Origin of the sequence: Streptosporangium sp. NBC_01639 (assembly GCF_045209755.1) — a bacterium.
In the GTDB taxonomy this organism is placed as follows: domain Bacteria; phylum Actinomycetota; class Actinomycetes; order Streptosporangiales; family Streptosporangiaceae; genus Streptosporangium.
Genome location: NZ_CP109272.1, coordinates 7,621,204 through 7,646,361, shown reverse-complemented (window position 1 = coordinate 7,646,361; position 25,158 = coordinate 7,621,204). Strand labels below are relative to the sequence as shown.

Below are 25,158 nucleotides of genomic sequence, written 5' to 3'. Positions count from 1 at the left end.
CGGGGGGAGCCGCACCCATGGACGCGGTTCCGTCCCGGTGGGATTCGAGCATGCGACCGCCGAGCCGGTGAGGGATGTGAGAGGGATCGGATCCGTCCGGGGAGGCGCGCCTGGGACGACCTTGTTACGGAAAACGGCATAACCTGTAACGCCCAGCGACCTGTTGCACGACATATTGATACAAGTCAGGACTCTTGCGAGAAGTTCCGTCCTTGGCGGGGGAATCAACCGGGGACGAGAGGCGGAGACGCCTCTCACCGTACTCGCCTGGACCGGCTGGCCGACGGACTCGGAGTGCCCATGAGCGACCACGCGAACGACAGCGCTCCCGACCGCCGGATCCGCGGATTGGAGATCATGAAGCGAGTCCACGGCTGGGACCAGGCCGGGGAGGGCCCTGGCGACTTCTTCGGCATGACCGTCGAGCACCTGTTCGCCGAGGTGTGGTCCAGAGACGGACTGAGCATGCGAGACCGGCGGCTGCTCCTGCTCGGCCTCCTCATCGGGCAGGGCATGGACGACGCGACAGAGGTCCAGCTCGACGCGGCGCTGCGCACCGGCGAGCTCACCCCGGACGAGCTCCGCGAGATCGTCATCTTCCTCACCCACTACGCGGGCTGGCCACGCGGCGCCAAGCTCAACACCCAGGTCGAGGAGCTGATCGCCCGGGTCATGAGGGCGTAGCCCGTCGGCCGGCGCCGAGGCGCCGACCGACCGGTCAGAGGCGCTCGACGTTGGCTCCCCGGCAGCGGTCACGCGTGTCGAAGACGAAGGGGCTCACCCGCTGGACCATCTCGTAGTCGAAGCAGTCGTGGTCGGTCAGAATCACGACCGCGTCCGCCTGCGACAGCTCGCAGGCCGTCGGCTGGACGAGCTCGATCCCCTGCGGCGGCATCAACGCGTTCACGTGGGGATCAGCGGCCAGCACGTCGGCACCCAGCTTACGCAGGGCCTTGGCCACCTCGATGGCGGGCGACTCGCGGCAGTCTCCGGCGTTCTTCTTGTAGGCGAGGCCGAGCAGGAACACCCGGCTGCCCCTGACCGCTTTGCGCCGCCGGTTCAGGCCGAGGATCAGCCGATGCACGACATGGTCCGGCATGTGGTCGTTGATGTCGTTGGCCAACTCCACGAACCGGAAGTTGTGCCCCAGGCTGCGTTTCACCTTCCATGACAGATAGGACGGATCGATCGGCAGGCAGTGTCCGCCGACTCCTGGGCCGGGGGTGAAGCGCATATATCCGAACGGTTTGGTGGAGGCGGCGTCGATCGCTTCCCAGACATCGATCCCCAGCTGCTGAGCGAAGATCGACAGCTCGTTCACCAGGGCGATGTTGACATGCCGGAAGGTGTTCTCCAAGAGCTTGCACAGCTCGGCGACCTGCATCGACGAGACCGGGACGACGTCGCGCACGATGCGTCCGTAGAATTCGCGGGTCCTTTCCAGGGATGCCCCGTCGAGCCCGGAGACGACTTTCGGCGTGTTCTCCAGATGCCATCGGGGGTTGCCCGGGTCGATCCGTTCCGGGCTGTAGCCCAGAAAGAAGTCCTCCGGCGTGCACAGCCCCGAGCCCTCCTCCAGCAGCGGCCGGAGATACTCCTCGGTGGTTCCGGGATAGGTGGTGGACTCCAGGATCACCGTGGCGCCCGGCCGTATCAACGGAGCCAGCGACTCGCCGGCCGAGCCGATGTGGCGAAGGTCGGGAACACCCTCGCGCAGCGGCGTCGGCACCGTTATCACGCAGACGTCGAACCCCTCCGCGTCGGCGTAGTCGGTGCTGGCCAGGTAGCGGCCGGAACGGTGGGCGGCGGCCAGCAGGTCGTCGCCGACGTCCTCGACATAGGACTCGGCGGCATTGAGCCGTTTGACCCGCCACTCGTCCAGATCGATCCCCACGACGTCGAACCCCGCGCCGACCGCGCGCATCGCCAGAGGCAGGCCGACGTAACCCTGGCCGACGACGACCAGTTTCTCTCCCATGTCAGGACCTCCGTTACTTCGAGATGAGATACGCCTTTGACTGTAGGAGCCCGTTGTTCTCACAACGCCGATTCAACGGCGAATCGGGCGTGTCGTCCTTGGTCTGCTCCGACGACACCGGAAAAGCGGATCGAGACAGCCGTCGACGACACGCCCTGACCGCTTTATCCAAAAAACCAACCAATAGCGACTTTTTGCAATACTCCTATTGCATTTAAGTATTTTGAAATTTGAAATAGGAAAAATAACGACAGAGCGGTATATTCGCTGATCCGATCGGAACCGAGGGAGATGTTCGCGCATACGACCCGACCCCCGGCGAGGAGTACGCCGTCTCGCCCAGCGAGGTGGCGGAGCGGCCCGAGGGCGGGCGGGGCGGCGGGGTTCCTCGCGCCGGCCACCGCCCGGACCGGCTCGGCCGCCGAAAGGAAACCTGCGGGTTCGATCGCCTCGCAAAGGCCGGATTCTTCGCGTCTCCGAGTTTCCCCAGATATTCCAATGGCATTACTGAAGGATCACGGGGCCGGGCGAGGCAACTACGTATCGTATCGACCATGGGTATCCGTGCTGTCGTTCGCAACGCTGTCCGCCCGGCCTATCTTCCGGTCATGACTCATAAAGTCTGGCTGCGAATGACAGTGGGGCACGAGCGAGAAAGGGTCGCAGCCACCAGGTGGGCGTCCGAACGGGCGGAGAGCGTCGACGAATGGGGAATTCTCATCGACGCGACCCTCTGGAGAGAGAGCGTGCAGTTTGCGGAGTCCCTGTCCGAATCGGCACAACCACAGGTCCGCAGGCTCGCCGCCGCAGGTGTGGATCTGGGAGGGCCGGGCGGTGTCGAGCTCCTCTACTTTCTCACCCGCGCCCTCCGCCCCATCGTGGCGGTGGAGACGGGAGTGGCCGCCGGCTGGTCCACCTCGGCGATTCTCGCGGCGATGCGGGCGAACGAGGCCGGCCATCTGTACTCGAGTGATTTTCCCTTCTTCCGCCTCCCCGACCCGGAGCGATATATCGGATGCGTCGTTCCCGAGGATCTCAAGGACTCATGGACCCTGCTCATCAAGGGGGACCGAAGAAATCTTGAGGAGATTCTCCCGCCGGGGCGCCAGGTGGGCCTCCTTCATTACGACTCAGACAAGACGAGAGACGGAAGGGAGTTCTTTCTTCGACGGTCGCGGTCCCACCTGGCCGAGAACCACGTCATTGTCATGGATGACATCCAGGACAACCTGGTCTTCCGGGAGTACGCGGAGGCGCAACCTCTCTTCCGCGTCTTCGAGTACCTGGGAAAATACATCGGCATGACCGGGCCAGGTCTGATGACCATGGAAAAGAAGGGGCCTGTGGAATAGCGAAGGATTTTTCCGCGCCTCCGCGCCTCCGCGCCTCCGCGCCTCCGCGCCGGTTCGCACCGCCATCGACATATATGAACAAAGTCGGTCGACGCATGATCCCCGAGATATGAGCTCGGGCGTATTCTGCCCCTCCCGATGCGGCAACCTCCTCCGGAGAGACGGATTTCCATGGAATCGGGAACCGTTTCGATGCTCACCGGCAGCCGTCACCGATGAATGCATTCCAGTGGCGCATCAAATGAAATTCTCCTTCATCGCATACGAACTCACATATTCCACCACTCGGAGCACGGTCGCCGACACAGCATCATCGTGCCCCGCATCGTCAGCAGGAATATTCACATCATATGTTCCGACGTTGGCCTCCCCTCTGTCCTATACGGAAAGTCCGAAGAGCCGGGCAGATCCGGAGTGGAGATCCCAGGGGTTTTCCCACCGGTCTCCGACTGCCGACCGGGCCGTACACCCATACAACAGAGATCAGCAAGGAGTTGTGTCGAATGTGCAGTTCCCAGAGCGATGCCGTTGACCAGACGGTCGGCAGAGCCGCGCCGGAAGAGCCGCGATGTGCGGCGGCGGTCGCGCCACCCTCGCCGGATCCGGCGGAGGCGCCTGGCCGCCGTACGGAGTACCGGCGGGAGTTCATCGCACCCGTGACCGGTGCCGGCCGCCGTCGCCCGCTCCGGCAGAGCGTCAGTCGCTCCCTGCTCAAAGGATCCGTCGCCGCCGCCCTGGTAGCGGGCATGGTCGCCGCCGCCCCCTCGGGCATCGCCAGCGCGAAACCGGTGAGAGCGAGCGCGACACCGGTGAGTCTCGGCGCCGCCGCGCCCTTCGGGGCCCTCGCCCAGACGGCGGTGAGCAACATAAACGAGACCTCGATCACCGGGGACCTCGGAGTGAGTCCGGGCTCCTCGGTGGTCGGATTCCCCCCCGGCACCGTATCGGGGACCATACACGCGAACGACGCCACCGCGGCGCAGGCGATGACCGACGCGGTCGCCGCCTACAACAACGCCGCCGGGCAGACACCCGACGCCACCGTGCCGGCCCAACTGGGTGGGACGACCAAGGCTCCGGGGGTCTACAACTCCTCCACCGGAAGCTTCTCGATCAGCGGCACACTCACCCTCGACGCCCAGGGCGATCCCAACGCCGTCTTCATCTTCCAGGCGTCCACCCTCACCACGGCGAACGTCAGCAACATCAACCTCCTGCGCGGCGCGCAGGCGGACAACGTCTTCTGGCAGCTCAGCAACAACGTGACCCTGGGAACATACTGCACGTTCCGGGGGAACGTGCTGACCCAGAACGCGGTCACGATCAACACCGGCGCCGCCGTCTTCGGCCGTGTCTTCGCGCTCATCGGCACTATCGGCATCCAGGGCACCGGCGGCATCCCGGCCACCCGCGTCACCGTGCCGAACGACCCGCCGACCAACACGACCCTGGTCTCCTCACTCAACCCCGCCTGGCAGGGCGATCCGGTGACCTTCACTGCCACGGTCCAGGCGAACTCCGGCTCGGTCATCCCAGCCGGAGAAGTGGTCTTCAAGGACGGCTCCACCATCGTCCGCTCGACTTTCGTCAACCCTTCGGGCGTCGCCACGTTCACAACCGCGGGTCTCAGTCCGGGACAACACACGATCACCGCCGTCTACCTGGGCGGAGACACCTTCGACAACGAGGCTTTGATCCACTTCGCGCCGAGCACGTCACCCGAGCTGTCCCAGACCGTTTCGGACAGTCTGTGGAACGCCTCGGCGACCCCGGCCACCGTGTCGCAGCCTGACTCCCAGGCCGTCACCCTGGGGGTGAAGTTCAAGTCGTCGACGGCCGGCACCGCCACCGGGGTCCGCTTCTACAAGGGCCCCCAGAACACCGGAACCCACACCGGGAGCCTGTGGACCAGCAGCGGCCAGCTCCTCACGAGCGTGACCTTCACCAACGAGACCGCGTCCGGATGGCAACAGGCGAACTTCGGAACACCCATCGCGCTCGCCGCCAACACCACCTACATCATCTCCTACCACGCCCCGGCGGGGTCTTACTCCACAACCCGCCCCTACTTCGCCACGCAGTACACCAACGGCCCCCTCACCGCCCTCGCCGACGGCGCGGGCGGCGGCAACGGCGTCTACACCTACGGCGCGACCAGCACCTTCCCCACCAGCAGCCACCAGGCCACCAACTACTGGGTCGACGTGATATTCGCCCCGTCGGACAGCCTGTGGAACAAGGTGGCGACCCCGGCCACCGCGTCGCAGCCCGACTCCCAGCCCGTCACCCTGGGGGTGAAGTTCAACACGTCGACGGCCGGCACCGCCACCGGGGTCCGCTTCTACAAGGGCCCCCAGAACACCGGAACCCACACCGGGAGCCTGTGGACCAGCAGCGGCCAGCACCTCACCACCGCGACCTTCACCAACGAGACCGCGTCCGGATGGCAACAGGCGAACTTCGGAACACCCATCGCGCTCACCGCCAACACCACCTACATCATCTCCTACCACGCCCCGGCGGGGTCCTACTCCACAACCCGCCCCTACTTCGCCACGCAGTACACCAACGGCCCCCTCACCGCCCTCGCCGACGGCGCGGGCGGCGGCAACGGCGTCTACACCTACGGCGCGACCAGCACCTTCCCCACCACCAGCTACCAGGCCACCAACTACTGGGTCGACGTGATGTTCCACAGCTAGCGTCCCAGTGGCCGTGCCATGGGACGCTCCGAGTCGATGACGGTCCGCATGCCGGTTCACCGAACCTGCGCAAGCAGCTGAGCCGGACGCCTGGAGCCGGCGGGTGACATCGGCTCTCCGGGCACGGCACCGGAGAGCCCCAGGACTCAGCCTGCCTGCCCCTTCAGCGGGCGCCACCAGTCTTGGTGATCGCGATACCACCGCACGACCTCGGCGAGCCCCTCGCTGAAGTCCACCCGTGGTTCGTAGCCGATGGCCTGGATCTTGCCGCAGTCAAGGGAGTAACGGCGGTCGTGCCCGAGGCGGTCGGGCACGTGCTCGACCGCCTCCCACCCCGCGCCGACGGCCGCGAGCAGCCACCCGGTCAGCTCCCGGTTGGTCAGCTCGACGCCGCCACCGATGTTGTACACCTCGCCCGGTGAGCCCTTCTCCAGCACGATCTGAATGGCCCGGCAGTGGTCGTCGACGTGCAGCCACTCCCGCACGTTGAGCCCGTCCCCGTAGAGGGGGACCTTCCCTCCGTCGAGCAGGTTGGTGGCGAAGAGCGGGATGAGCTTCTCCGGATATTGGTAGGGACCGTAGTTGTTGCAGCAGCGGGTCACCCGGACATCCAGACCGTGAGTCCGGTGATAGGCCCGGCAGATCAGGTCCCCTCCGGCTTTGGCCGCCGAGTAAGGGGAGTTGGGGAGCAGGGGCGCGCTCTCGCTCCAGGATCCTTGCGCGATCGACCCGTACACCTCATCGGTGGAAACCTGGACGACTGTCCGGACACCTCCCTCGAGCGCCGCCTGAAGAAGCCGCTGGGTGCCCAGCACATTCGTCGTCACGAAGTCGCCGGCTCCCGCGATGGACCGGTCCACGTGGGTCTCGGCCGCGAAGTTCACGATCACGTCGCACCCGGGGACGACTTCCCTGAGAAGCCGCTGGTCGGTGATGTCTCCCTGGACGAACGTGTAGCCGAGGTGCCCTGCGAGGGGAGCGAGGTTGCCCAGGTTCCCGGCGTAGGTGAGCTTGTCGAGAACGACGACACGGGCGTCCTCGTACCCCGGATACGAACCGAGCAGTAGGGAGCGCACATAGTGCGATCCGATGAATCCGGCGCCGCCGGTGACGAGGATTCTCATGAGCACACCCGTATCTTGCTGTGGTCGCCCACCATGAACTCATGGGTGTTGGGCATGCTTTCCGCGCTGCTCACCTCGACGTTGCGCCCGATCAGGGAGCGGGCGATGCGCGAGACGCCGTGGACGGAGGAGTCGTCGAGCACTATCGAGTATTCGATCTCGGTCTTCTCCATCCGGCACCCCGAGCCGATCGAGGTGAAGGGGCCGACATAGGACGATATGATCTTGGTGTCCGCCCCGATCACGATGGGCCCGCGGAGGATCGAACCCTCCACCACCGCCCCCCGCTCCACGACGACCCGTCCGGTGATCTCGCTCAGACCATCCACCGTGCCCTTGACATCGGGCTCGATCTGCTCAAGGACGATGCGGTTGCACTCCAGCATGTCCTGCAGGCGTCCGGTGTCCTTCCAGTAGCCGCTGACGAGATGGGAGTGGACACGGGCACCGTCGTCGATGAGCCACTTGACGGCGTCGGTGATCTCCAGCTCACCTCGCGCGGAGGGTGTGATCGCCCGGACCGCCTCGTGGATGGCCGGAGAGAAGATGTACACCCCGACGATCGCGAGATCGCTGCGCGGGCGCTCCGGCTTCTCCTCCAGTCCGAGGATCTCACCTCCCGGCCCGAGTTCGGCGACTCCGTAGAACTGCGGTTCGGCGACTCTGGTGAGCAGGATCTGGGCGTCGTGGCCGGCCCCGCGGAAGGCGTCCACCAGGTCGGTGATCCCGCCCACCAGGAAGTTGTCGCCCAGGTACATCACGAAGGGTTCGCCGGCGAGGAACTCCTCGGCGATCAGGACGCAGTGCGCCAGGCCCAGCGGGGCCTCCTGAGGAATGTAGGTGACGTCGATGCCGAATTTCGAGCCGTCTCCGACGGCCCGGCGGATCTCGTGGCCGGTGTCACCGACGACGATGCCCACGTCGGTGATGCCCGCGTCCCGGATCGCCTCAAGCCCGTAGTAGAGCACCGGCTTGTTGGCGACGGGGACCAGTTGCTTCGCCGAGGTATGGGTCAGCGGGCGCAGCCTCGTCCCCTTGCCGCCCGCCAGAACGAGTGCCTTCACGCTCTCTGGATTCCTTCCGTGAAGAACGTATGGCCCAGCGACCACTTGCCCACCCGAACTTATCCGGAAATCCGACCGGTTCCGCCTCGCCGCCCCGCGCCTTTACCGAGTGACATGCGGGGTATTGCCGGTCTCACACGCTTCCCCGATCGCGAAATGTCCACCTCCGGTGTATCGCATAGCTCAGCGGCGGACTCGCGATGATCACCAACGCCTGTGCCGCCATAATCGAAATTCCCATCAATTCCACAAAAATCGGAATTCCGATGACGGATGCCATCAGGAAGCTCATCCCGACCGCATAAAACCGTAGATAGCCCGCCAGCCAGGATTCCCCGCGGACCCGGAAGACGATCAGCCGGTACCAGGGGTAGACGATCACCACGGTGATCAGATGGCTGGCCACGACCAGGAAAAGATAGGGGACCGAATCCTCGGCGGCCAGTAATCCCAGGCCAAGAAGAGCGTAATGAACCGCGGCCGTCATGGCGCCGGCCAACAGATATGTGATGCGGTGACCACCAAGAGCCCAGATCGTGGCCCATGGCCCCGAATGCGATTTCCCGCCGTGGGTTGTGCGCTTTTCGACGTCAACCATGCGGCGGTCACTCCGGATCGTGGTCGGGCGGCGGGATAGACAGGATTGTAATCGGCCAAAGATAATAATCGGGGGATTGATGTCAGTGTCGGTGGTTATTCCGTGTTACCGTTCCGCACGGACGCTTCCGACATTGGTGGCCAGGCTCATGCCGGTCCTCCGTGACCTCTCCGTCCGGCATGAGGTCATCCTCGTCGTCGACGGAAGCCCGGACGACACCTGGGAGACGGCCGTCGAGCTGGCCCACCGATTCGAGGGCGTCCGCGCGATCCACCTGTCCCGCAACTACGGCCAGCACAACGCGCTGGTCGCTGGCATCAGGGAGGCGGGATGCGAGGTCGTCGTCACGATGGACGACGACCTGCAGCACCCGCCGGAGCAGATCCCCCTGCTGCTGGCCACGCTTGAGGGCGACCGCCTCGACCTGGTGTACGGCGTTCCGCACAGCGAGGAGCACGGGTTCCTCCGGAACGTCGCATCCCAATTGGTGAAGGCGGGCATGGCAGGCGGCCTGGGCATCCGCACCGCCCGAACGATCAGTGCCTTCCGGGCCTTCCGGACGTGTCTCCGCGACGGGTTCGAGGGCCTGTCCGGGCCGCACGCGTCGATCGACGTGGCCCTGTCCTGGTCCACGACAAAGGTCGGTTCGGTCAGGGTGCACATGATCGAGCGTGCCCAGGGCCGGTCCAACTACACACCGCGCCTGCTGGTCCGGCACGCGTTGAACATGCTTCTCGGCTACAGCGCGACTCCCCTGCGGATGGCGAGTTGGCTGGGATTCCTCACCGGTGTCTTCGGCCTGCTGCTGGGCGGCACGGTCCTGTGGCGTTTCGCCGCGGGCGACACCACGGTCGCCGGGTTCACCACCATCGCCTCGATGGTCGCGCTCTTCTCGTCCGCTCAGCTGATATCCATCGGGGTTCTCGGTGAGTACGTCGGCCGCATCCACGGAAGCGGAATGGGACGACCGACCTACGTGGTACGGGAGCGGGCCGGTTCGCCCGCCCTCCGGCCGTTCGACGGTTCTAGCGTTCCCGCGGGCACGAGAGCCGGTTCCGCATCAGGTGAACAGTGAGAACGGCCTGTACGGGTTCGAACCTGTACCTGGCCCACGCTCTCTGCACTCGCGTGTTGTGCGCTTGGGTGGAGATGACGATCTCGGTCGCGCCGCGGGCCAGCGTGCGCTCCTCGACCGCCTTGAGCAGGTGGGCGTAGAGACCGCGCCCCTGCGCTCCGGAGACGATCCCGGCGAGGAGGATCTCCGTCCGGGAATCGCCCTCCTCCAGCGTCGCCAGCCCGAGCACGTCGTCCACGCCGGCCCCGCGCAACGCCCCCCGCAGTGCGAGGCACCGCCCCTCGGCGGCGGACCTCAGTGCCCACTCCCGGTAGCCCGCCAGCGCGCCGCCGACGTCGAACAGGGGGTTGGCCATGTAGTGGTTCCCGTAAGCGGCGAAGATGTCGGAGACCGACGCCCGCACCTCGGCCGGGTCGACCGGCTCCGCCGTCCGCAGATCCGGCGACCGCTCGGGCGCGTGCCCCTTTCCCGCGGGCAGGCGCCAGTACACCAGGCAGTCGGCGAACACGGCGGTCCGGCCGAGCGTGGTCAGTTCCGCGAACCAGCCGACGTTCTCAGCCGGGTAGCGCAGCACGACGACGTCGGCGGCCGACCCCAGAACGGCCTCGCGGACCACCGGGAACGGGGATCCCGCCGCCGCCGACACGGTCAGCCGCTCGATGGAACACCCGAATCGGGCGGATTCGAGTGGGGACTCCCGAGCCCGTACGGCCTCCGACTCCATCACGTCGTACCAGCCCATCAGCGCACCCCGTAGGTCCGGGTCGCGTCGATCACGCGCGCCGTGTCCGCGTCGTCCATGTCGGGAAAGAGGGGCAGCCGTACCAGGCGGTCGGCGGCCCGCTCCGTGACCGGGCAGCCACCCGGGGCCGCCCGCCCGTATCGCAGGCCCGCGGGCGCGGTATGCAGCGGCTGGTAGTGGAACACCGCCTGCACGCCCCGGTCGGCCAGATGACCGATGAACGCCTGGCGGTTCTCCAGGTCCGGGAACAGCAGATGGTACAGGTGCGCCGGGTGGCCGCAGCCCTCCGGAACCACCGGCTGGGAGATCCCGTTCTCCGCGGCCCAGTCCCCCAGTTCCTCGTGATACCTGTGCCACACGGCGTGCCGCCGGGACTGAATCGTGCCGAACGACTCCAGCTGAGCGGTCAGCTGAGCGGCGAGGACATCGGAGAGCAGGTAGCTGGAGCCGATGTCGACCCAGCGGTACTTGTCGACCTGTCCGCGGTAGAACCGGCTGCGGTCGGTGCCCTTCTCCCTGATGATCTCGGCGCGGCCGATCAGGGCGGCATCGTTCAGGAGTAGCGCGCCCCCCTCTCCGCACTGCACGTTCTTGGTCGCGTGGAAGCTCTGGGCCGCCATCCGGCCGAACGACCCGAGAGGCCGACCCCGATACGACCCGCCCAGGCCGTGGGCGTTGTCCTCGATGAGCGTGAGGCCACGCCGCTCGCAGAGCTCCCCGATCGCCTCCATCTCGCAGGCGACACCCGCGTAGTGGACGACCACGACGGCCCGCGTCCGGTCGGTGACCGCCGCTTCAAGCAGCCGTTCGTCCACGTTGAGCGTGTCGGGCCTGCAGTCGGCGAACACGGGCACCGCCCCGCGCAGGGCATAGGCGTTGGCCGTCGAGACGAAGGTGAACGACGGCATGATGACCTCGTCGCCCGGCTGCAGGCCGAGCAGCAACGCCGACATCTCCAGCGCGTGCGTGCAGGAACTGGTCAGCAGCGCCTCCTTCGCCCCGGTCGTCTCCTTCAGCAGTCCGGTGGCCCGCCGGGTGAAAGGCCCGTCTCCGCAGGTGAATCCCTGACGCACCGCCTCGGTGAGGTAGCCGAGCTCGTTACCGGAGACATGTGTCCGGTTGAACGGGATGCTTTTCAGAAAGGTTGCGCTCACGGCCGCAGTGAACAACGGACGGCCCGGCCGACACGCATTGCGGTGTCTTTCCACAACGAACCGTTACGCAAGCCTTACGACGCCCGGCGGCCGGCGGCGATCACGAGCATCGGTGATCGTTCACCTTCCCGGAATCCCGCGAAGCGAGCAGGCTTCCACCAAGAATGATCTTCTGATGCAAGAACGGCCCCGGAATCCGTCCTACCAGGGTATCGCCGTCCCTCTGGGTGATACTGGCTTGAAATCAGATCTTGTCGCTTTTCCCCTGCTCCTGGTGTTCGCCCGTTCGGTGGAACCTGCCAACGAGTTGCGAACAGAGGTCGCGCACACCATAGGGCGAGAAAAGGACGAGTGCGATGCAACGGCAGAGGCTTCCGATCGTGGTGTTCGCCTTCGGCGTCTGCATCATGCTTTTAATCAGCGCGTCACAGGCCGCCTGGGGGCTGGCATCCGTCCCGCGCGTCGATCCGGGCGGTCCGATGGACACGAAGGCCTCCGGTGAGAGCCGGACGGCAACCCCGGGCCAACCGGAAAACCTTCCCGGCCCGAAGGACGCCGCTCCTCCGGAGGTCGTCCTCCTCCCGGAAGGCGCCTCCGGCTCCGGTCGTCCCGCCTCGCCGGGCGCTCACGTCTCCAAAGACACTTCCGCCCCGCCGGACGCTCACGTCTCCGAAGACGCCTCCACCCCGCCGGACGCCCCATCCACCGGAGGCGTCGCCATCCCGCCGAGCCTGCCCGGCTCGCCCCGGCCGTCCAGCGCGTCAAGCCCGGAAGGCACCCACCTCGTGGAGGCGGATCCGACGCTGTCAGCGGACCCGGAGCGGGGCCCGGTTCAACCCGCTCCCTCCTCCGTCGACGCGACGGACCCAGGGAAGGACGCAGAGCACACGACGGCGGGCGTCGGCAGAGGGGCGAAGAGGACGACCGGAGCCGCCCGGATCCGTGCCCTCCGCGCCGACTGCCCACCCACCTCCGTCATCTGCCTGGAGAACAGCCTGCCCGGCAACCCTCCCAGTGAATGGGACATACCGGGGGCGGGCAGCAGCAACATCCAGGGCTACGGAACCAGTATGAGCGTCAACAAGGGCGAGACCATCCAGTTCAAGGTGGACACCGACTCGACCGATTACCGGGTGGACATCTACCGCACGGGATACTACGGCGGGATGGGCGCGCGGAAGATGACGACGATCAGCCCGTCCGTCCCGCTGCCCCAGACGCAGCCGGACTGCCTGAGCGACCCGGTGACCCAACTGGTGGACTGCGGAACCTGGGCGGTTTCCGCCTCCTGGGCGGTACCGGCCGACGCCGTCTCCGGTGTGTACCTCGCGAACCTGATCCGGCAGGACGGAACGAGCGGCGCCAGCCAGATGATATTCGTGGTCCGCGACGACGAGGGCGGATCGGATCTCCTCGTGCAGACCTCCGACGCCACCTGGCAGGCCTACAACACCTACGGCGGGGCCAGCCTGTATCGCGGCAACGGCCAGCAGGGACGCGGTTTCAAGGTGAGCTACAACCGCCCGTTCACCACCCGTGGCAGCACCTGTTGCAACGGCTCGGTGGAGAGCTGGTTCTTCGACTCCGAATATCCGATGGTCAGATGGATGGAGGCCAACGGATACGACGTGAGCTACACCACGAACATCGACACCACGGCGCGACCGGCGGAACTGCTGGAACACCGGCTGTTCATCTCCTCCGGTCACGACGAGTACTGGTCGGAGGAGATGCGGACGAATGTCCAGAACGCGCTGAGCGGCGGCGTCAACCTCGCCTTCTTCTCCGGGAACGAGGTCTTCTGGAAGACCAGGTGGGAGAGCAGCATCGACGGGTCGGTCACTCCGCTGCGGACGCTTGTCTGCTACAAGGAGACGCTGGCCAACGCCAAGATCGATCCGAGTCCGCAGTGGACCGGTTCGTGGCGTGACCCGCGTTTCTCCCCGCCGTCGAACGGCGGCAGGCCCGAGAACGCCCTGACCGGGACGTGGTTCAGGGTCAACGGCGTCGCCAACAACTCGCTCAGCGTTCCCGCCGAGTTCGGCGACCTGCGGCTGTGGCGCAACACCTCCATCGCCACCCTTCCACCCGGTCAGACAGCGGTGTTCCCCGCCGGGACACTCGGCTACGAATGGGATCAGGCACCTGACAACGGTTCCGCGCCGGGCGGACTGGTGAAGCTCTCCAGGACGGTCCAGAGCGTTCCGGCCTTCCTGCTCGACTTCGGCAGCACGTACGGACCCAGAATCGCGACGCATAATCTGACGCTTTACAAGGCCGCGAGCGGCGCCCTCGTCTTCGGTGCGGGAACCACGCAGTGGGCATGGGGGCTCGACGCCTTTCATGATCGGCCGGGGTCGCCGACGGATGTCCGGATGCAGCAGGCGACGGTCAATCTCTTCGCCGACATGCACGCGCAGCCGGCCAGCCTCCAGCCGAACCTGGTTCCGGCGACCGCGTCGACGGACACCGCCGCCCCGACGTCAACGGTCACCAACCCACTGGACAGCGCGTCCCTGTCCGCGAAAGTGGCTGTCACGATCAAGGGAACGGCGACCGACACCGGCGGTGGCGTCGTCGCGGCTATCGAGGTCTCGGTCGACGGCGGCACCTCCTGGCACCCGGCGGCGGGGCGCACCGACTGGCAGTATCGCTGGACGCCCACCGCGGCCGGAACCGCGACGATCCAGGTCCGAGCGGTCGACGACATCGGCAACATCCAGGATCCGCCGACGGCCGTCACCGTCACCGTCACCTCGTGCCCCTGCACCATGTGGCCGGCGACCACCGTGCCCGCCGTCGCCTCGCGCGACGATCCCAACGCGGTCGAAGGCGGGGTGAAATTCCGGTCCACGAGTCCGGGCTTCATCACAGGGGTCAGGTTCTACAAGGGAGCGCTCAACACGGGGACGCACGTCGGCAATCTCTGGACCTCCACCGGACAACTCCTGGCAGGGGCGACATTCATCAACGAGACGGACAGCGGTTGGCAGCAGGTGAACTTCTCCGCACCCGTCCCGATCGACGCCGGCACCACCTATGTCGCCTCCTACCACACGACATCGGGCTTCTACTCGGTGAACAGACCGTACTTCACGACTCCGCACACCAGCAGCCCGCTCACCGCACTCGCCAACGGCACGGAAGGCGGCAACGGCGTATACACCTACAGCCCCACGAGCACCTTCCCCACCAGCACCTACCAGGCCACCAACTACTGGGTCGACGTCGTGTTCGAACCGTCGAACAGCCTGTGGGACAACACGGACCTCCCGGACGTCCCCTCCAGCCCCGACGCCCAGGCCATCACGGTAGGCGTGAAGTTCAGCTCGGCCACGACCGGCGCCATCAACGGCATCCGGTTCTACAAGGGGTCGCAGAACACCGGAACCCACACCGGGAGCCTGTGGACGAGCAGCGGCCAGCTCCTCGCGACGGCGACCTTCACCAACGAGAGCACCTCCGGCTGGCAGCGAGTGGACTTCTCCACGCCTGTCCCGATCACCGCCGGCACCACCTACGTCGCCTCCTACCACACGACATCGGGGCATTACTCCACGTCGAGACCGTATTTCACCTCCGCGTACACGAACGACCCGCTCACCGCGCTCGCCGACGGCGAGCAAGGCGGCAACGGCGTATACACCTACGGCGCCGCGAGCACCTTCCCCACCAGCACCTATCAGTCCACCAACTACTGGGTCGACGTGGTGTTCACTCCGTCGAACAGCCTGTGGGACAACTCGGCGCTCCCGGCTGTCGCATCGCACAACGATCCCAACGCGGTCACCCTGGGCGTGAAATTCAGATCGACCGCGGCCGGCACCATCAGGGGAATCCGGTTCTACAAGGGGCCGCAGAACACCGGAACCCATACCGGGAGCCTGTGGACGAGCGGCGGCCAGCTCCTCGCGACGGGGACCTTCACCAAGGAGAGCACCTCCGGCTGGCAGGAGATGGTCTTCTCCACGCCCGTCCCGATCACCGCCGGCACCACCTACGTCGCCTCCTACCACACGACCTCGGGCTTCTACTCGACAACCAGACCGTACTTCACGGCTCCGTACACCAGCGCCCCGCTCACCGCGCTCGCCGACGGCACGGAAGGCGGCAACGGCGTGTACGCCTACGGCGCCGTGAGCACCTTCCCCGTCAGCACTTACCAGGCCACCAACTACTGGGTCGACGTGTTGCTCGACTTCCTCTAGGCCGAGGCCGGCCCATGTCCATAAGAACCTCGATGTGACCTTCATGACCGAAGGTCACATCGATCCCCACCAACGACTTCTGGAGGCCAGATGTGCGGGATAGCCGGAATGGCGTCGACGCTTCTTCCCGACCCTCAGCTCATCCACCGCATGTGCGATGTGATGGTGCACCGGGGCCCCGACGGGGACGGCTTCCACAGCGACGAGCACGCGGTGCTCGGCATGCGCCGGCTGGCGATCATCGATCTCGCCACCGGCGACCAGCCGGTCTACAGCGAGAACGCCCGGGTCGTGGCCGTCTTCAACGGCGAGATCTACAACTTCGCCGAACTGCGGCAGGACCTGATCCGGCGAGGACACCGGTTGAGTTCGGCCGGGGACTCCGAGTGTCTCGTCCACCTTTACCAGGAACACGGCGCCGACCTGGTCCGGCGGCTCCGCGGGATGTTCGCCTTCGCCATCTGGGACCGCGACCGGGAACGCCTGGTCCTGGCCCGGGACAGGGTGGGGAAGAAACCGCTCTACTGGCGGGCCGACCAGTCCTCGATCTGGTTCGGGTCGGAGCTGAAATCCCTTGAGCAGGACCCCCGGATGAGCCGTGAGATCGATCCGGTCGCTCTGCATCACTACCTGACCTACCAGTACGTTCCCGCACCGTGGTCGATCTATCAGGGCGTGCACAAGCTCCCTCCCGGGCACCTGCTCATCTGGGAGCGGGGAGAGATCACCGTACGCCGCTACTGGGCACTGGACCGCACTCCGCGACCGGTGACGGACGGACGGGACGAGGAGGAGCGGCTGCGCGAGCTGCTCCTGGAGGCGACCCGGATCCGCATGGTGAGTGAGAGGCCCATCGGGGCGTTCCTGTCAGGTGGAGTGGATTCCTCCGCGGTCGTGGCGGCCATGGCCATGCAGAGCCACGGACAGGTGAAGACGTTCTGCGTCGGCTTCGAGGACAGCCGGTACGACGAGCGACACAAGGCGCGGATGGTCGCCGAGCGGTACGGCACCGATCACCACGAACTGGTGGTGACGGCCGGCCTACTCGACGTCCTTCCGCATCTCGCGTGGCACTTCGACGAGCCGTTCGCCGACTCCTCGGCGATTCCCAGCTTCTACGTGGCACAGCTGAGCCGGCGGCATGTCACCGTCGCGCTCAACGGAGACGGCGGGGACGAGTGTTTCGCCGGCTACCGGCGCTACGTCCTGATGAATCGGGCCCGGAGGCTGCCGGCCATCCCCAGGACCCTCGCGGCCCTGTCCGCTCGGATCGGCACTGTTCTCACCGAGCGAAGCGGAACCGGATCCTGGCCCCGGCATCTTGGCCGGCTGATGCGATTCGCCGCGGAGCGCCCGTCACGGCGCTATCCCAGCCTGATGGCCTCCTTCACGCACGAGCAGAAGTCCAGGATCTACAGTGACGCGCTCCGCCACCGGCTCGCGGAGGTGGACAGCTACGGGCTGCTCGAAACGATCTTCAGAAGTTCGTCGGCCGACACCGATCTCGGCCGGGCGCTGGATGTCGACACCCTCACCTACCTCCCCGGCGACCTGCTGGTGAAGGTGGACACCACCACGATGGCCAACTCACTGGAAGCTCGCTCCCCGTTCCTTGACCATCACCTGATGGAGTGGGCGGCAGGCCTTCCCGGCGAGTTGAACATCAGCAACGGCCAGACCAAACTACTGCTGAAACGGGCGGTCGCACCCTGGCTGCCGAAAGAGCTGCTGCGCTACCCCAAGCAGGGTTTCGGCGTTCCGCTGGCGGCCTGGCTCCGTGGTGAGCTGCGGGAGTTGGCCTTCGACGTGCTCACGGACGGCACCGCTCGCAGCCGGGGGCTGTTCAAGCCGCCGGTGATCCGCCATCTGCTCCAGCGGCACATGGATGGCGCCGATCACGGTGGTCAACTGTGGGCGCTGCTGCAGTTCGAGCTCTGGCACCGGGCTCACGCGTCCGTGAGCGGAGTCGTCGCGGCGGAGGTCGGCTGCCCCGTGCCCCTGACGTGAAAACGACCGCCGCCGGTGCGCGTGACGTGACACCTCTGTCCCGTTTCCCTCTCCAAGGCGCTCGCGCCGGCACCCATGCGGACATGTCACTCCAATCGCCGCCACCGGCCGGCGGGCCGAGCACATTGTCAGAAACGACGAAGATCACTGACTCATAAAGGAGTGGCAAGAACACCATCGAGCACGAGCGTCCGAACGCCCCAGGGGTATTGGCGCCGCCAGAATCGTCATATGGCAAAAACTCCGAATCTTCAAAATTATGCGCTTGCACAGCCCGGACCGACCGGTGACCTTAAAGCGCGGGAATTTCCGATCGAAGAACAGGAATCTGCTCGGCACCGGAGGTTACGGCTCTTCTCAACGTGGCTTCCGGCGACGTTGACGACCGCTTTCATCATTGCCGTGCTGAGTTTCTACGGCGTTTCTGCCTCCGAGATGATCCGTTTCGGCGCCTATGTCGTGCTGGGCCTCGCGCTGCCGGGACTGCTGCTGATCCGCGCCCTGTATCGCGGCACCCGTACCCTGCCGGAGGAGATGGCCCTCGGACTGGCACTGGGTTACGCCATAGAAGCGCTCACCTATATCGCGGGCCGCGCCGCCGGAGCACCGCTACTGGTCGTGGCCTGGCCGATCGGCACCTATGTGCTCTTCCTCGCCGTTCCCCGGCTGCGCAGGCACTGGGGCGGTGGCTCCCGGCCGAGAACACCGATGTGGTGGTCGTGGTCTATGGCCCTGATCGTGGCCTATCTGACCGTCTGGGGAGCCGTCAATTTCTTCCGGACCCATTCCCCCACCTGGCCCGGCCTCGCGGCATCGTATATCGACATGCCGTTTCACCTGGCGCTGATCGGCGAATTGAAGCATCACGTGCCACCCACGGTGCCGATGGTCGCCGGCGAGCCTCTCTCCTACCACTGGTTCGTCTACGCCCATTTCGCGGCGGCGAGCTGGATCACCGGGATCGAGCCGCTGATGCTGCTGTTCCGGCTGGCGATGCTGCCGATGATGGCCGCGCTCTTCATTCTTCTCGGAATGATCGGACGGCGTGTCATCGGCTCGTGGATCGGGGCGATCGCGGCCGTGGCGGGCATAGTCTTCATGGCCGCGCCGAAGCTCTACGTCGGCCTGAACGTGGGCCTGTTCGCATGGCGGGGCGTCCAGTCGTGGACGAGCCCCACCGTGACCTTCGGCGCTCTGCTGTTCGCCCCGGTCATCCTGCTCCTCACCGACCTCCTCGAACCCCGGCGGCAGGACATCGCCAACCTCCTCTCCTCAAGAGCCGGAGGACCGGCGCGGTGGACGCCCGGTCCGGTGATTCCCCCGGCGGGCCGAACGGCCTCGCACTGGTTCCTCCTGGTGCTCTTCCTGGTGACGACCATCGGGGCCAAAGCCACCCTCCTTCCCATGCTCACCGCGGGTCTGACGGTGGTGGCCGTCGTGGAGGGCGTCAGACGGCGCCGCCCTCCATGGCCCGTGCTGGCCATACTCGCGATCACCGCCGCGTGCCTTCTCTACGCGCAGTTCGTGCTGTTCGGCGGCGCCCGGCAGGGGATGATGATCGACCCTTTCGATCTCGTCCGCAAAACCTGGGCGGAACTGACCGCACGAGAAGCCGCAGCCGCTCCATGGACCGCGGTGCTCGGCGTCACGCTGCTGTATCTCCTCTGCTGGGTTGTCACCTGGTGCGGAATCCTCGGTCTGCTGAGCCGGCCGCGGCTGCTGCTGCGTCCCACGGTGGCCCTCATGCTCGGCATGGGCGCCGCCGCTCTCGGCGTGGTGCTCCTGCTCGGTCATCCGCATCTGAGCCAGCTCTACTTCTTCGAGGCGTGCTACCCCTATCTGATGATCGTGTCGATCTACGGGTTCACCGTCGTCACCCGGCGGGCGCACGTCTCTCCCCGGGCGATGACGTACGCGGCCGGCGCCGGGGTGGGGACCGCCTACCTGATCCATGCCCTCTGCCGTGTTGAGACTCCGTTCACCGGCGACAGGACGGACACCGTCCTCTATGTCCCCTACCTCGTCCTCGTGGCCGTCGTCCTGCTCGCGGCCCTGGTCCTGATTGTCAGGGGACCGCGACTCCGGGCGTGGGCACTCACGCTCTGCATGCTCGTGGCCACCGGTATGCCCGCCGCCTGGTACATCCGGGTCGCCTCGATCGCCTCCCCCGCCCCGGTGGGGACCACCCAGCCGGCAGCCGCCCGGGTGGTCCCCGACGGCATCCTGGCGGCCGGACGATGGCTACGCGCCCATTCACGACCGGACGAGCTGGTCGCCACGAACGCGCACTGTCTCTGGGACTACGAGAATCCCTGCGACAGCCGCCACTTCTGGGTCGCGGCACTGGCCGAACGGCATGTGCTGGTCGAGGGGTGGACGTACACGGCGAGGAATTTCTCGCGCTGGCAACCCCTGGGCCCGCAGGTGCAGAATCTTCCGTTCTGGGACGATGAGCGATTCCGCCTGAACGAGGCGGTCTTCAGCGCGCCGTCCGCGGATTCGGTCCAGCGGCTACGGGACCGCTACGGAGTCCGCTGGCTCTTCGCCGACGAACGCCATACCGCCCCGGACTCGAAGATCGGGGCCTTCGCGGAACTCCGGTTCCGCTCCGGCGACTACGCCGTTTACCAGGTGCCGGACGCCTCCGGGGCGGATCAGCCGGGCTGAGACGGCCCACCGCGCGGCCGCCCCGGATCACGATCGGTGAGGTGTCGGATCCCGGGACGGCCGCGTGAGGCCGTCACCGGGACGGCGCCGGTGACGCCGCGCCCGGCCACGTGTGCACGGTCACCTGGTAAGCCGGGTCGCTTCTGCCGGCACGAGCGTTGAGCCACCGGACGAGCGCGGGTGTCGGACCGTACGAACCCGATTCGGTGAGACCGGGACGGGCACTACGGAGCCGGTCCAGGAACCAGGTGGAGGCACCGTCCGTGAGATCCCTGTCGTAGCGGACCAGGACCCCGCCGGTGTCCTCTCCGCGGAGGACGGAGTCCAGGTGCCCGCGGTACGCGTCCCGGGACCGGTCCCAGATGACGCTCGCGGAGACCCCCTCCCGCTCCAGCATGGAGGCGATGTCGGTGCCGAAAGGCGCGTCCACGAAGACGTGGCTTCCCGGACCCGCGTGCTCACGCACGGCCCTGGCGATCTCGGCCCGCGGTACGGCATCGGTGGTTCTGAAGTAGTCACGGCCGAGGACCTCGTTGGCTTCGGCCGACAGCCAGCAGAGCGAGATCACCACTGCCACCGCCACCCCTGTCCTCGGCGCCGAGCGGATCTTCTCCCGCAGCACATGAGCCAGCACGAGACTGACGAAGGGAACGGCCATCAACGTCCTGGCCGGGCCCGCGGTGAAGAGTTCACCGCGGAAGACAAGGCTCGCGACCACCACATAGGTCACCAGGATGCCCAGGGCGATCGCCACGCTCGCGTACAGAGCCCGCCGCACGTCGGCGCGCAGGCGCGCGCGTGCGCCGATCCCGGAGATCATGACGGCGCCGAAGGCCCCGAGCAGCGGGATCAGCAGGAATGGTTGCAGAAGCGTCTCCCCCGTCATCATGCCGTAGCACCAGTACGCGAGGCGGGCGGCCACGCCCGTGACACCGCTGCTCGCGACGCCCGCCGACGTCTGGATCCGGGCCGCGTGCGCGGTCTGGTCCAGGAGCAGCCCGATGATCGGAAGGAGCGGGAGAACACCGGCCGCCTGCGTCAGGACCCAGGCCTTGGGCGAGGTGGTGGACCTGTCCCGCCATCCCAGGTAGAGGAGGTTGACGGCCAGGAAGGCGCAGAGAGCGGCCAGGTAGTTCACGTAGACGAGAAGGACGAGGCTCGTCACCAGCGCGACCCGGGCGCCTCGGGAACGGGTTCTGATCGTCCGCATGGCCGCGATCACGCAAGCGACGAAGAGCAGGGCAGCCATGGTGTAGGGGCGGATGATGATCCCGTACTGCCACAACAGCGGCGAGACGGCGGTGAGGAGAAGCCCGGCCTCCTGCGTGCGTCTGCCGAAGCCGAGTTCCCGCGCGACGACGGGAGTGAGACAGAGCAGACCGACCGTCATGGCGAGGGCGAGTAGCTTCCCAGCGACGATCACGTCCAATGGCGACAACAGCACGAAGTGCAGCACAAGGTAGAAAAGCGGCGGGTGTATGTCCTGCCCGGTCGCCTCCAGAACTCCCCCGACGGGCAGCAGCGACCATTCGAGAGTGATCTGCTCGTCGCCCCTGACCCCGAAATAGCGGGCGGTCCAGAGTATGTGAACGAACTGGGCCACGGCATAGAGCGGAAGTACGACTCGTAACACGTACAGCGGAGCGGGCGTGTCGCGATCCGTTCCCGGAACGGAGGTCCTGAGCCTGACGGTGCTCCACATCCTGCACTCGCTCTCTCGGTCGACGGGGTTCCGATCCCGGCCTGCGGATCCGCTGGTTCTTCCGTCGGCCACGCGTGGGATCGGTGCTCTCCGGCCGCGCGGCGCGGCATCCCCATTCGAGATGCCGCGGCTCTCCAAAGGAGCATGCCGTCGGCGGCACGGTCTTCTCGGTCACCTGCCGGTCCGGCAGACATTAGTGGCCGAGCGCGAGGAAACCCACCGCATTCAACAGGGAACAATCAATCCTGACTCCGGCTTTGCCGGCAATTGGCAGGCAAAGCCCACGCCGGCCAGGCCGCGAACGACGTGGCCCCGACGTGGCGCCGTGAAGTGCCGTCGGCCTCACCTGACCGGATATATCGGCCATGCAAGTCCAAGATCGTAGAAGACCGACATTAATGATGGAGTCATGACTTTAAAATATTCTGCAGGCACGGAGCGCCGCCGGTATTTCCCGCTTCCCACTCGGGAAGATGACGCGGGTGAAAACGGAGACCGGGCCCACCCCCTCCCGCGCAAAAGTCGTTTATGTCGTTCCGCACCTGTCCTCAGAAGAATCCGAGCACTTCGCGCACATCCCCGCTTTCCTCGAGGCTCTCGGGAAACGGGTCGACCTGATCGCGCTGGTCGAGCGGGGAACGCCACCCGAAAGGCTGCCCGGTGTGCATATGATCGTCTCGGCGGTGGGCCGTAACCGGCTCAGCCGCCTTTTCGGCTCCATTCGCGCGGTCCGCTCGTGCGCGCGGGCCGGCTACCGCACGTATTTCCTGCGGTACTCACGCTTCTTCCTCATCATGCTCATCGTGACCTATCCGTTTTTCGGGCACCGCATATTCCTGTGGCGCAGCGGCACAGCCGATCTGATCGAACACGGGCGCAGGAGGACGGTGCGGCAACGGCTGAACGACGGGCTCAACCAGTTGCTCTCCCGGTGCGTTCACACGTTCGTCACGGGGCCGGAGACCATGGTCCCGGTCATGCGTGCACGGTGGCACGTGCCCGGCAAGAAGATGCGCCTGCTGTACAACGACATTGACAGCAACCGCTTCGTCCCGCTCCCTTCGGAGGAGCGGGCGGAAGTCCGTCGTCTCCATGGCTGGGGCGATGACGAGTTCGTCGTTCTCTTCGTCCACCGGCTCTCCTTCCGGAGAGGGACGCGACTGCTCGCCCCGCTGCTCGACCACGTCGGCGCCGACCTGCGGCGCCCGGTGCGACTGGTCGTGGTGGGGGACGGTCCCGATCGTTCCCTGCTCACCCACCAGAGCACCGGCCGGCCGGGACTGCAGATCCTGGGAGCGGTTCCCAACCGGGATCTTCCGCCGCTGTACGGCGCCGCCGACTGCTTCCTGATGCCGAGTTACGAGGAGGGTTTCCCCCGCGTGCTCCTGGAGGCGATGAGTTCGGCACTCCCCATCGTGACGACCGGGGCCGGCGGCTCGGCGGATGTGGTGGGCCCGGACTACCCGTTCATCTGCGACGTCGGAGACCTCACGGGCCTGGCGGAGAAGGTGGCCGAGGTCGCGCGCCTGCCGCTGGCCGAGCGTACGGCTCTCGGAGGCCGGCTGCGAGACCGGGCCCGGCACGAGTTCTCCCCCCAGAGAGTCGCCCAGATGCTGGAGGACATCCTGTGAAACCGGTCTCCGTCACCCTGGTCGGATCCAGCCCCTGGGATCGCGACATCCAGGTGAACGACGTCAACCTTCGCCCCGCACGGGCACTCGCCGAGCGCCTGGACGCCCCGTACAACGTGATCGTTCCCGCCGGAGACGCCGAACCGGGTTTCGTCGATCTTGATCCCGTACGCCTCTATCGCGTCAGAGGCGACTCGCGACTGGGGTTTCTCCAGGCGGCACGCCGGACGATCGACCACGGCCCGACCGCCCGGAGTGACGTCCTGATGTCCAGCGACCCACTCGCCGCCGTCGCGGCGGAACTGTCGCACACGCGACGGTTCACCCCGCACATCATGCAGGTACAGGGAGACATCCTGGACCCGGGCCACGAGTACGGCGGGACGCTCAAACGCATGGCGCTCGCCCTGGTCTCGCGGGCGGCCGTCCGCCGCGCCTCCGGCGTACGCGTGGTGAGCGACGGCCTCAGAGAGCGGGCGGAACGGTTCACCCGGCGCCCGGTCGCGTACGTGCCGAGCCGGGTGGACACGAAGCTGTTCTTCCCCGCTCCGGACTCCTATCCGAAACCGATCCACCTGGTCATGATCGGCAGCCTGGTGCGGCGGAAGAACCACGTGACCGTGCTGCGGGCATGGCCGGCCGTCCTGGAGGCCGTCCCCGGCGCGCGGCTGGTCATTCTCGGCGAGGGCCCGACCCGCTCCGAACTGCGCGATCTGATATTCGATCTCCACATCGAGCAGCACGTCGAACTCCGTGGGCCCGTACCCCAGACGGAGGTCGTGTCGGTGCTCCAGCAGGCGCATGCCGTCGCCCATCCCGCCTGGTCGGAGGGACAGCCACGGGCGGTGCTGGAGGCGATGGCCTGCGGCCTGCCGGTGCTCTGCTCCGACATCTCCGCCCACCGGGAGATCGTCCGCCCGCATGTCGGCCGGCTTCTGGCGGCGGCGTCGGTCCACGACTGGGCGGAGGCGATCAGCACGTTGCTGACGGACCCGGAACGCGCCCGTCAGATGGGTCGTGACGCGCGCCGATACGTCAGCGAGCACCACGATTTCGATCTCATGATCAACCGTTTCGCCGATTTCATTCAGAGCGTCTCCGCCGGAGAACGGACATAGGAGAGAGCGACATGAGAATCCTCCGTGTCGGATACC

The 25,158-nt window shown here is 66.5% G+C and carries 16 protein-coding genes; 9 read left to right on the top strand and 7 right to left on the bottom strand.

Going from position 1 to position 25,158, the window contains the following annotated elements:
* Positions 1 to 300 precede the first annotated feature (300 nt).
* Entirely contained in the window at positions 301 to 684 is a 384-nt protein-coding gene (locus OHA77_RS34755) for a carboxymuconolactone decarboxylase family protein (RefSeq protein ID WP_406313531.1), read from the top strand.
* Positions 685 to 718: 34 nt separating this feature from the next.
* On the opposite strand, the gene OHA77_RS34750 is transcribed toward OHA77_RS34755, so the two are convergent.
* Positions 719 to 1,978 (bottom strand): nucleotide sugar dehydrogenase, encoded by a 1,260-nt coding sequence (locus OHA77_RS34750; protein WP_326823972.1) that lies wholly within the window; start codon positions 1,976 to 1,978, stop codon positions 719 to 721.
* Positions 1,979 to 2,610: 632 nt separating this feature from the next.
* Between OHA77_RS34750 and OHA77_RS34745 the strand changes: the two genes are divergently transcribed.
* Together OHA77_RS34745 and OHA77_RS34740 are read left to right on the top strand one after the other, a co-directional pair.
* The gene (locus OHA77_RS34745; protein WP_406313530.1) at positions 2,611 to 3,330 is read left to right on the top strand and encodes a class I SAM-dependent methyltransferase; all 720 of its coding nucleotides are present in this window, start codon (positions 2,611 to 2,613) and stop codon (positions 3,328 to 3,330) included.
* Positions 3,331 to 3,833: 503 nt separating this feature from the next.
* Complete coding sequence (locus OHA77_RS34740) at positions 3,834 to 6,032, top strand: DUF4082 domain-containing protein (protein ID WP_406313529.1); 2,199 nt, start codon at positions 3,834 to 3,836, stop codon at positions 6,030 to 6,032.
* Positions 6,033 to 6,178: 146 nt separating this feature from the next.
* Here the strand turns inward: OHA77_RS34740 and rfbB are convergent, their stop codons facing one another.
* The 3 genes from rfbB to OHA77_RS34725 form a co-directional block, all read right to left on the bottom strand.
* Positions 6,179 to 7,156, bottom strand: a complete 978-nt coding sequence (rfbB, locus tag OHA77_RS34735) for a dTDP-glucose 4,6-dehydratase (protein WP_406313528.1) — start codon at positions 7,154 to 7,156, stop codon at positions 6,179 to 6,181.
* Entirely contained in the window at positions 7,153 to 8,220 is a 1,068-nt protein-coding gene (locus tag OHA77_RS34730; protein WP_406313527.1) for a glucose-1-phosphate thymidylyltransferase, read from the bottom strand. The genes rfbB and OHA77_RS34730 overlap by 4 nt, the downstream gene beginning before the upstream one ends.
* 133 nt (positions 8,221 to 8,353) lie before the next feature.
* Positions 8,354 to 8,818, bottom strand: coding sequence for a GtrA family protein (locus tag OHA77_RS34725; protein WP_406313526.1), 465 nt, complete (start codon positions 8,816 to 8,818; stop codon positions 8,354 to 8,356).
* Positions 8,819 to 8,897: 79 nt separating this feature from the next.
* Here OHA77_RS34725 and OHA77_RS34720 point away from each other — a divergent pair, with 79 nt between their 5' ends.
* Positions 8,898 to 9,893 carry a glycosyltransferase family 2 protein gene (locus tag OHA77_RS34720; RefSeq protein WP_406313525.1) on the top strand — a complete coding sequence of 332 codons (996 nt, stop codon included), beginning with the start codon at positions 8,898 to 8,900 and terminating at the stop codon, positions 9,891 to 9,893.
* On the opposite strand, the gene OHA77_RS34715 is transcribed toward OHA77_RS34720, so the two are convergent.
* Together OHA77_RS34715 and rffA are read right to left on the bottom strand one after the other, a co-directional pair.
* A complete protein-coding gene (locus OHA77_RS34715) occupies positions 9,844 to 10,635 on the bottom strand; it encodes a GNAT family N-acetyltransferase (RefSeq protein WP_406313524.1) in 792 nt (263 codons plus the stop codon). The genes OHA77_RS34720 and OHA77_RS34715 overlap by 50 nt on opposite strands.
* Positions 10,635 to 11,789 carry a dTDP-4-amino-4,6-dideoxygalactose transaminase gene (gene rffA, locus OHA77_RS34710; RefSeq protein ID WP_406313523.1) on the bottom strand — a complete coding sequence of 385 codons (1,155 nt, stop codon included), beginning with the start codon at positions 11,787 to 11,789 and terminating at the stop codon, positions 10,635 to 10,637. The genes OHA77_RS34715 and rffA overlap by 1 nt, the downstream gene beginning before the upstream one ends.
* A gap of 356 nt (positions 11,790 to 12,145) precedes the next feature.
* Between rffA and OHA77_RS34705 the strand changes: the two genes are divergently transcribed.
* The 3 genes from OHA77_RS34705 to OHA77_RS34695 all read left to right on the top strand — a co-directional run bounded on the left by OHA77_RS34705 (position 12,146) and on the right by OHA77_RS34695 (position 20,671).
* The gene (locus OHA77_RS34705; RefSeq protein WP_406313522.1) at positions 12,146 to 15,997 is read left to right on the top strand and encodes a DUF4082 domain-containing protein; all 3,852 of its coding nucleotides are present in this window, start codon (positions 12,146 to 12,148) and stop codon (positions 15,995 to 15,997) included.
* Between the two features lie 108 nt (positions 15,998 to 16,105).
* Positions 16,106 to 18,004 carry an asparagine synthase (glutamine-hydrolyzing) gene (asnB, locus tag OHA77_RS34700; RefSeq protein ID WP_406313521.1) on the top strand — a complete coding sequence of 633 codons (1,899 nt, stop codon included), beginning with the start codon at positions 16,106 to 16,108 and terminating at the stop codon, positions 18,002 to 18,004.
* 402 nt (positions 18,005 to 18,406) lie between these two features.
* Entirely contained in the window at positions 18,407 to 20,671 is a 2,265-nt protein-coding gene (locus OHA77_RS34695; RefSeq protein WP_406313520.1) for a hypothetical protein, read from the top strand.
* Between the two features lie 73 nt (positions 20,672 to 20,744).
* Here the strand turns inward: OHA77_RS34695 and OHA77_RS34690 are convergent, their stop codons facing one another.
* Positions 20,745 to 22,274 carry a hypothetical protein gene (locus OHA77_RS34690; protein WP_406313519.1) on the bottom strand — a complete coding sequence of 510 codons (1,530 nt, stop codon included), beginning with the start codon at positions 22,272 to 22,274 and terminating at the stop codon, positions 20,745 to 20,747.
* Positions 22,275 to 22,855: 581 nt separating this feature from the next.
* Between OHA77_RS34690 and OHA77_RS34685 the strand changes: the two genes are divergently transcribed.
* Together OHA77_RS34685 and OHA77_RS34680 are read left to right on the top strand one after the other, a co-directional pair.
* On the top strand, positions 22,856 to 24,004 hold the full coding sequence (locus OHA77_RS34685) for a glycosyltransferase family 4 protein (RefSeq protein ID WP_406313518.1): 1,149 nt from the start codon (positions 22,856 to 22,858) through the stop codon (positions 24,002 to 24,004).
* The gene (locus tag OHA77_RS34680; RefSeq protein ID WP_406313517.1) at positions 24,001 to 25,122 is read left to right on the top strand and encodes a glycosyltransferase family 4 protein; all 1,122 of its coding nucleotides are present in this window, start codon (positions 24,001 to 24,003) and stop codon (positions 25,120 to 25,122) included. The genes OHA77_RS34685 and OHA77_RS34680 overlap by 4 nt, the downstream gene beginning before the upstream one ends.
* The last annotated feature ends 36 nt before the right edge of the window (positions 25,123 to 25,158 follow it).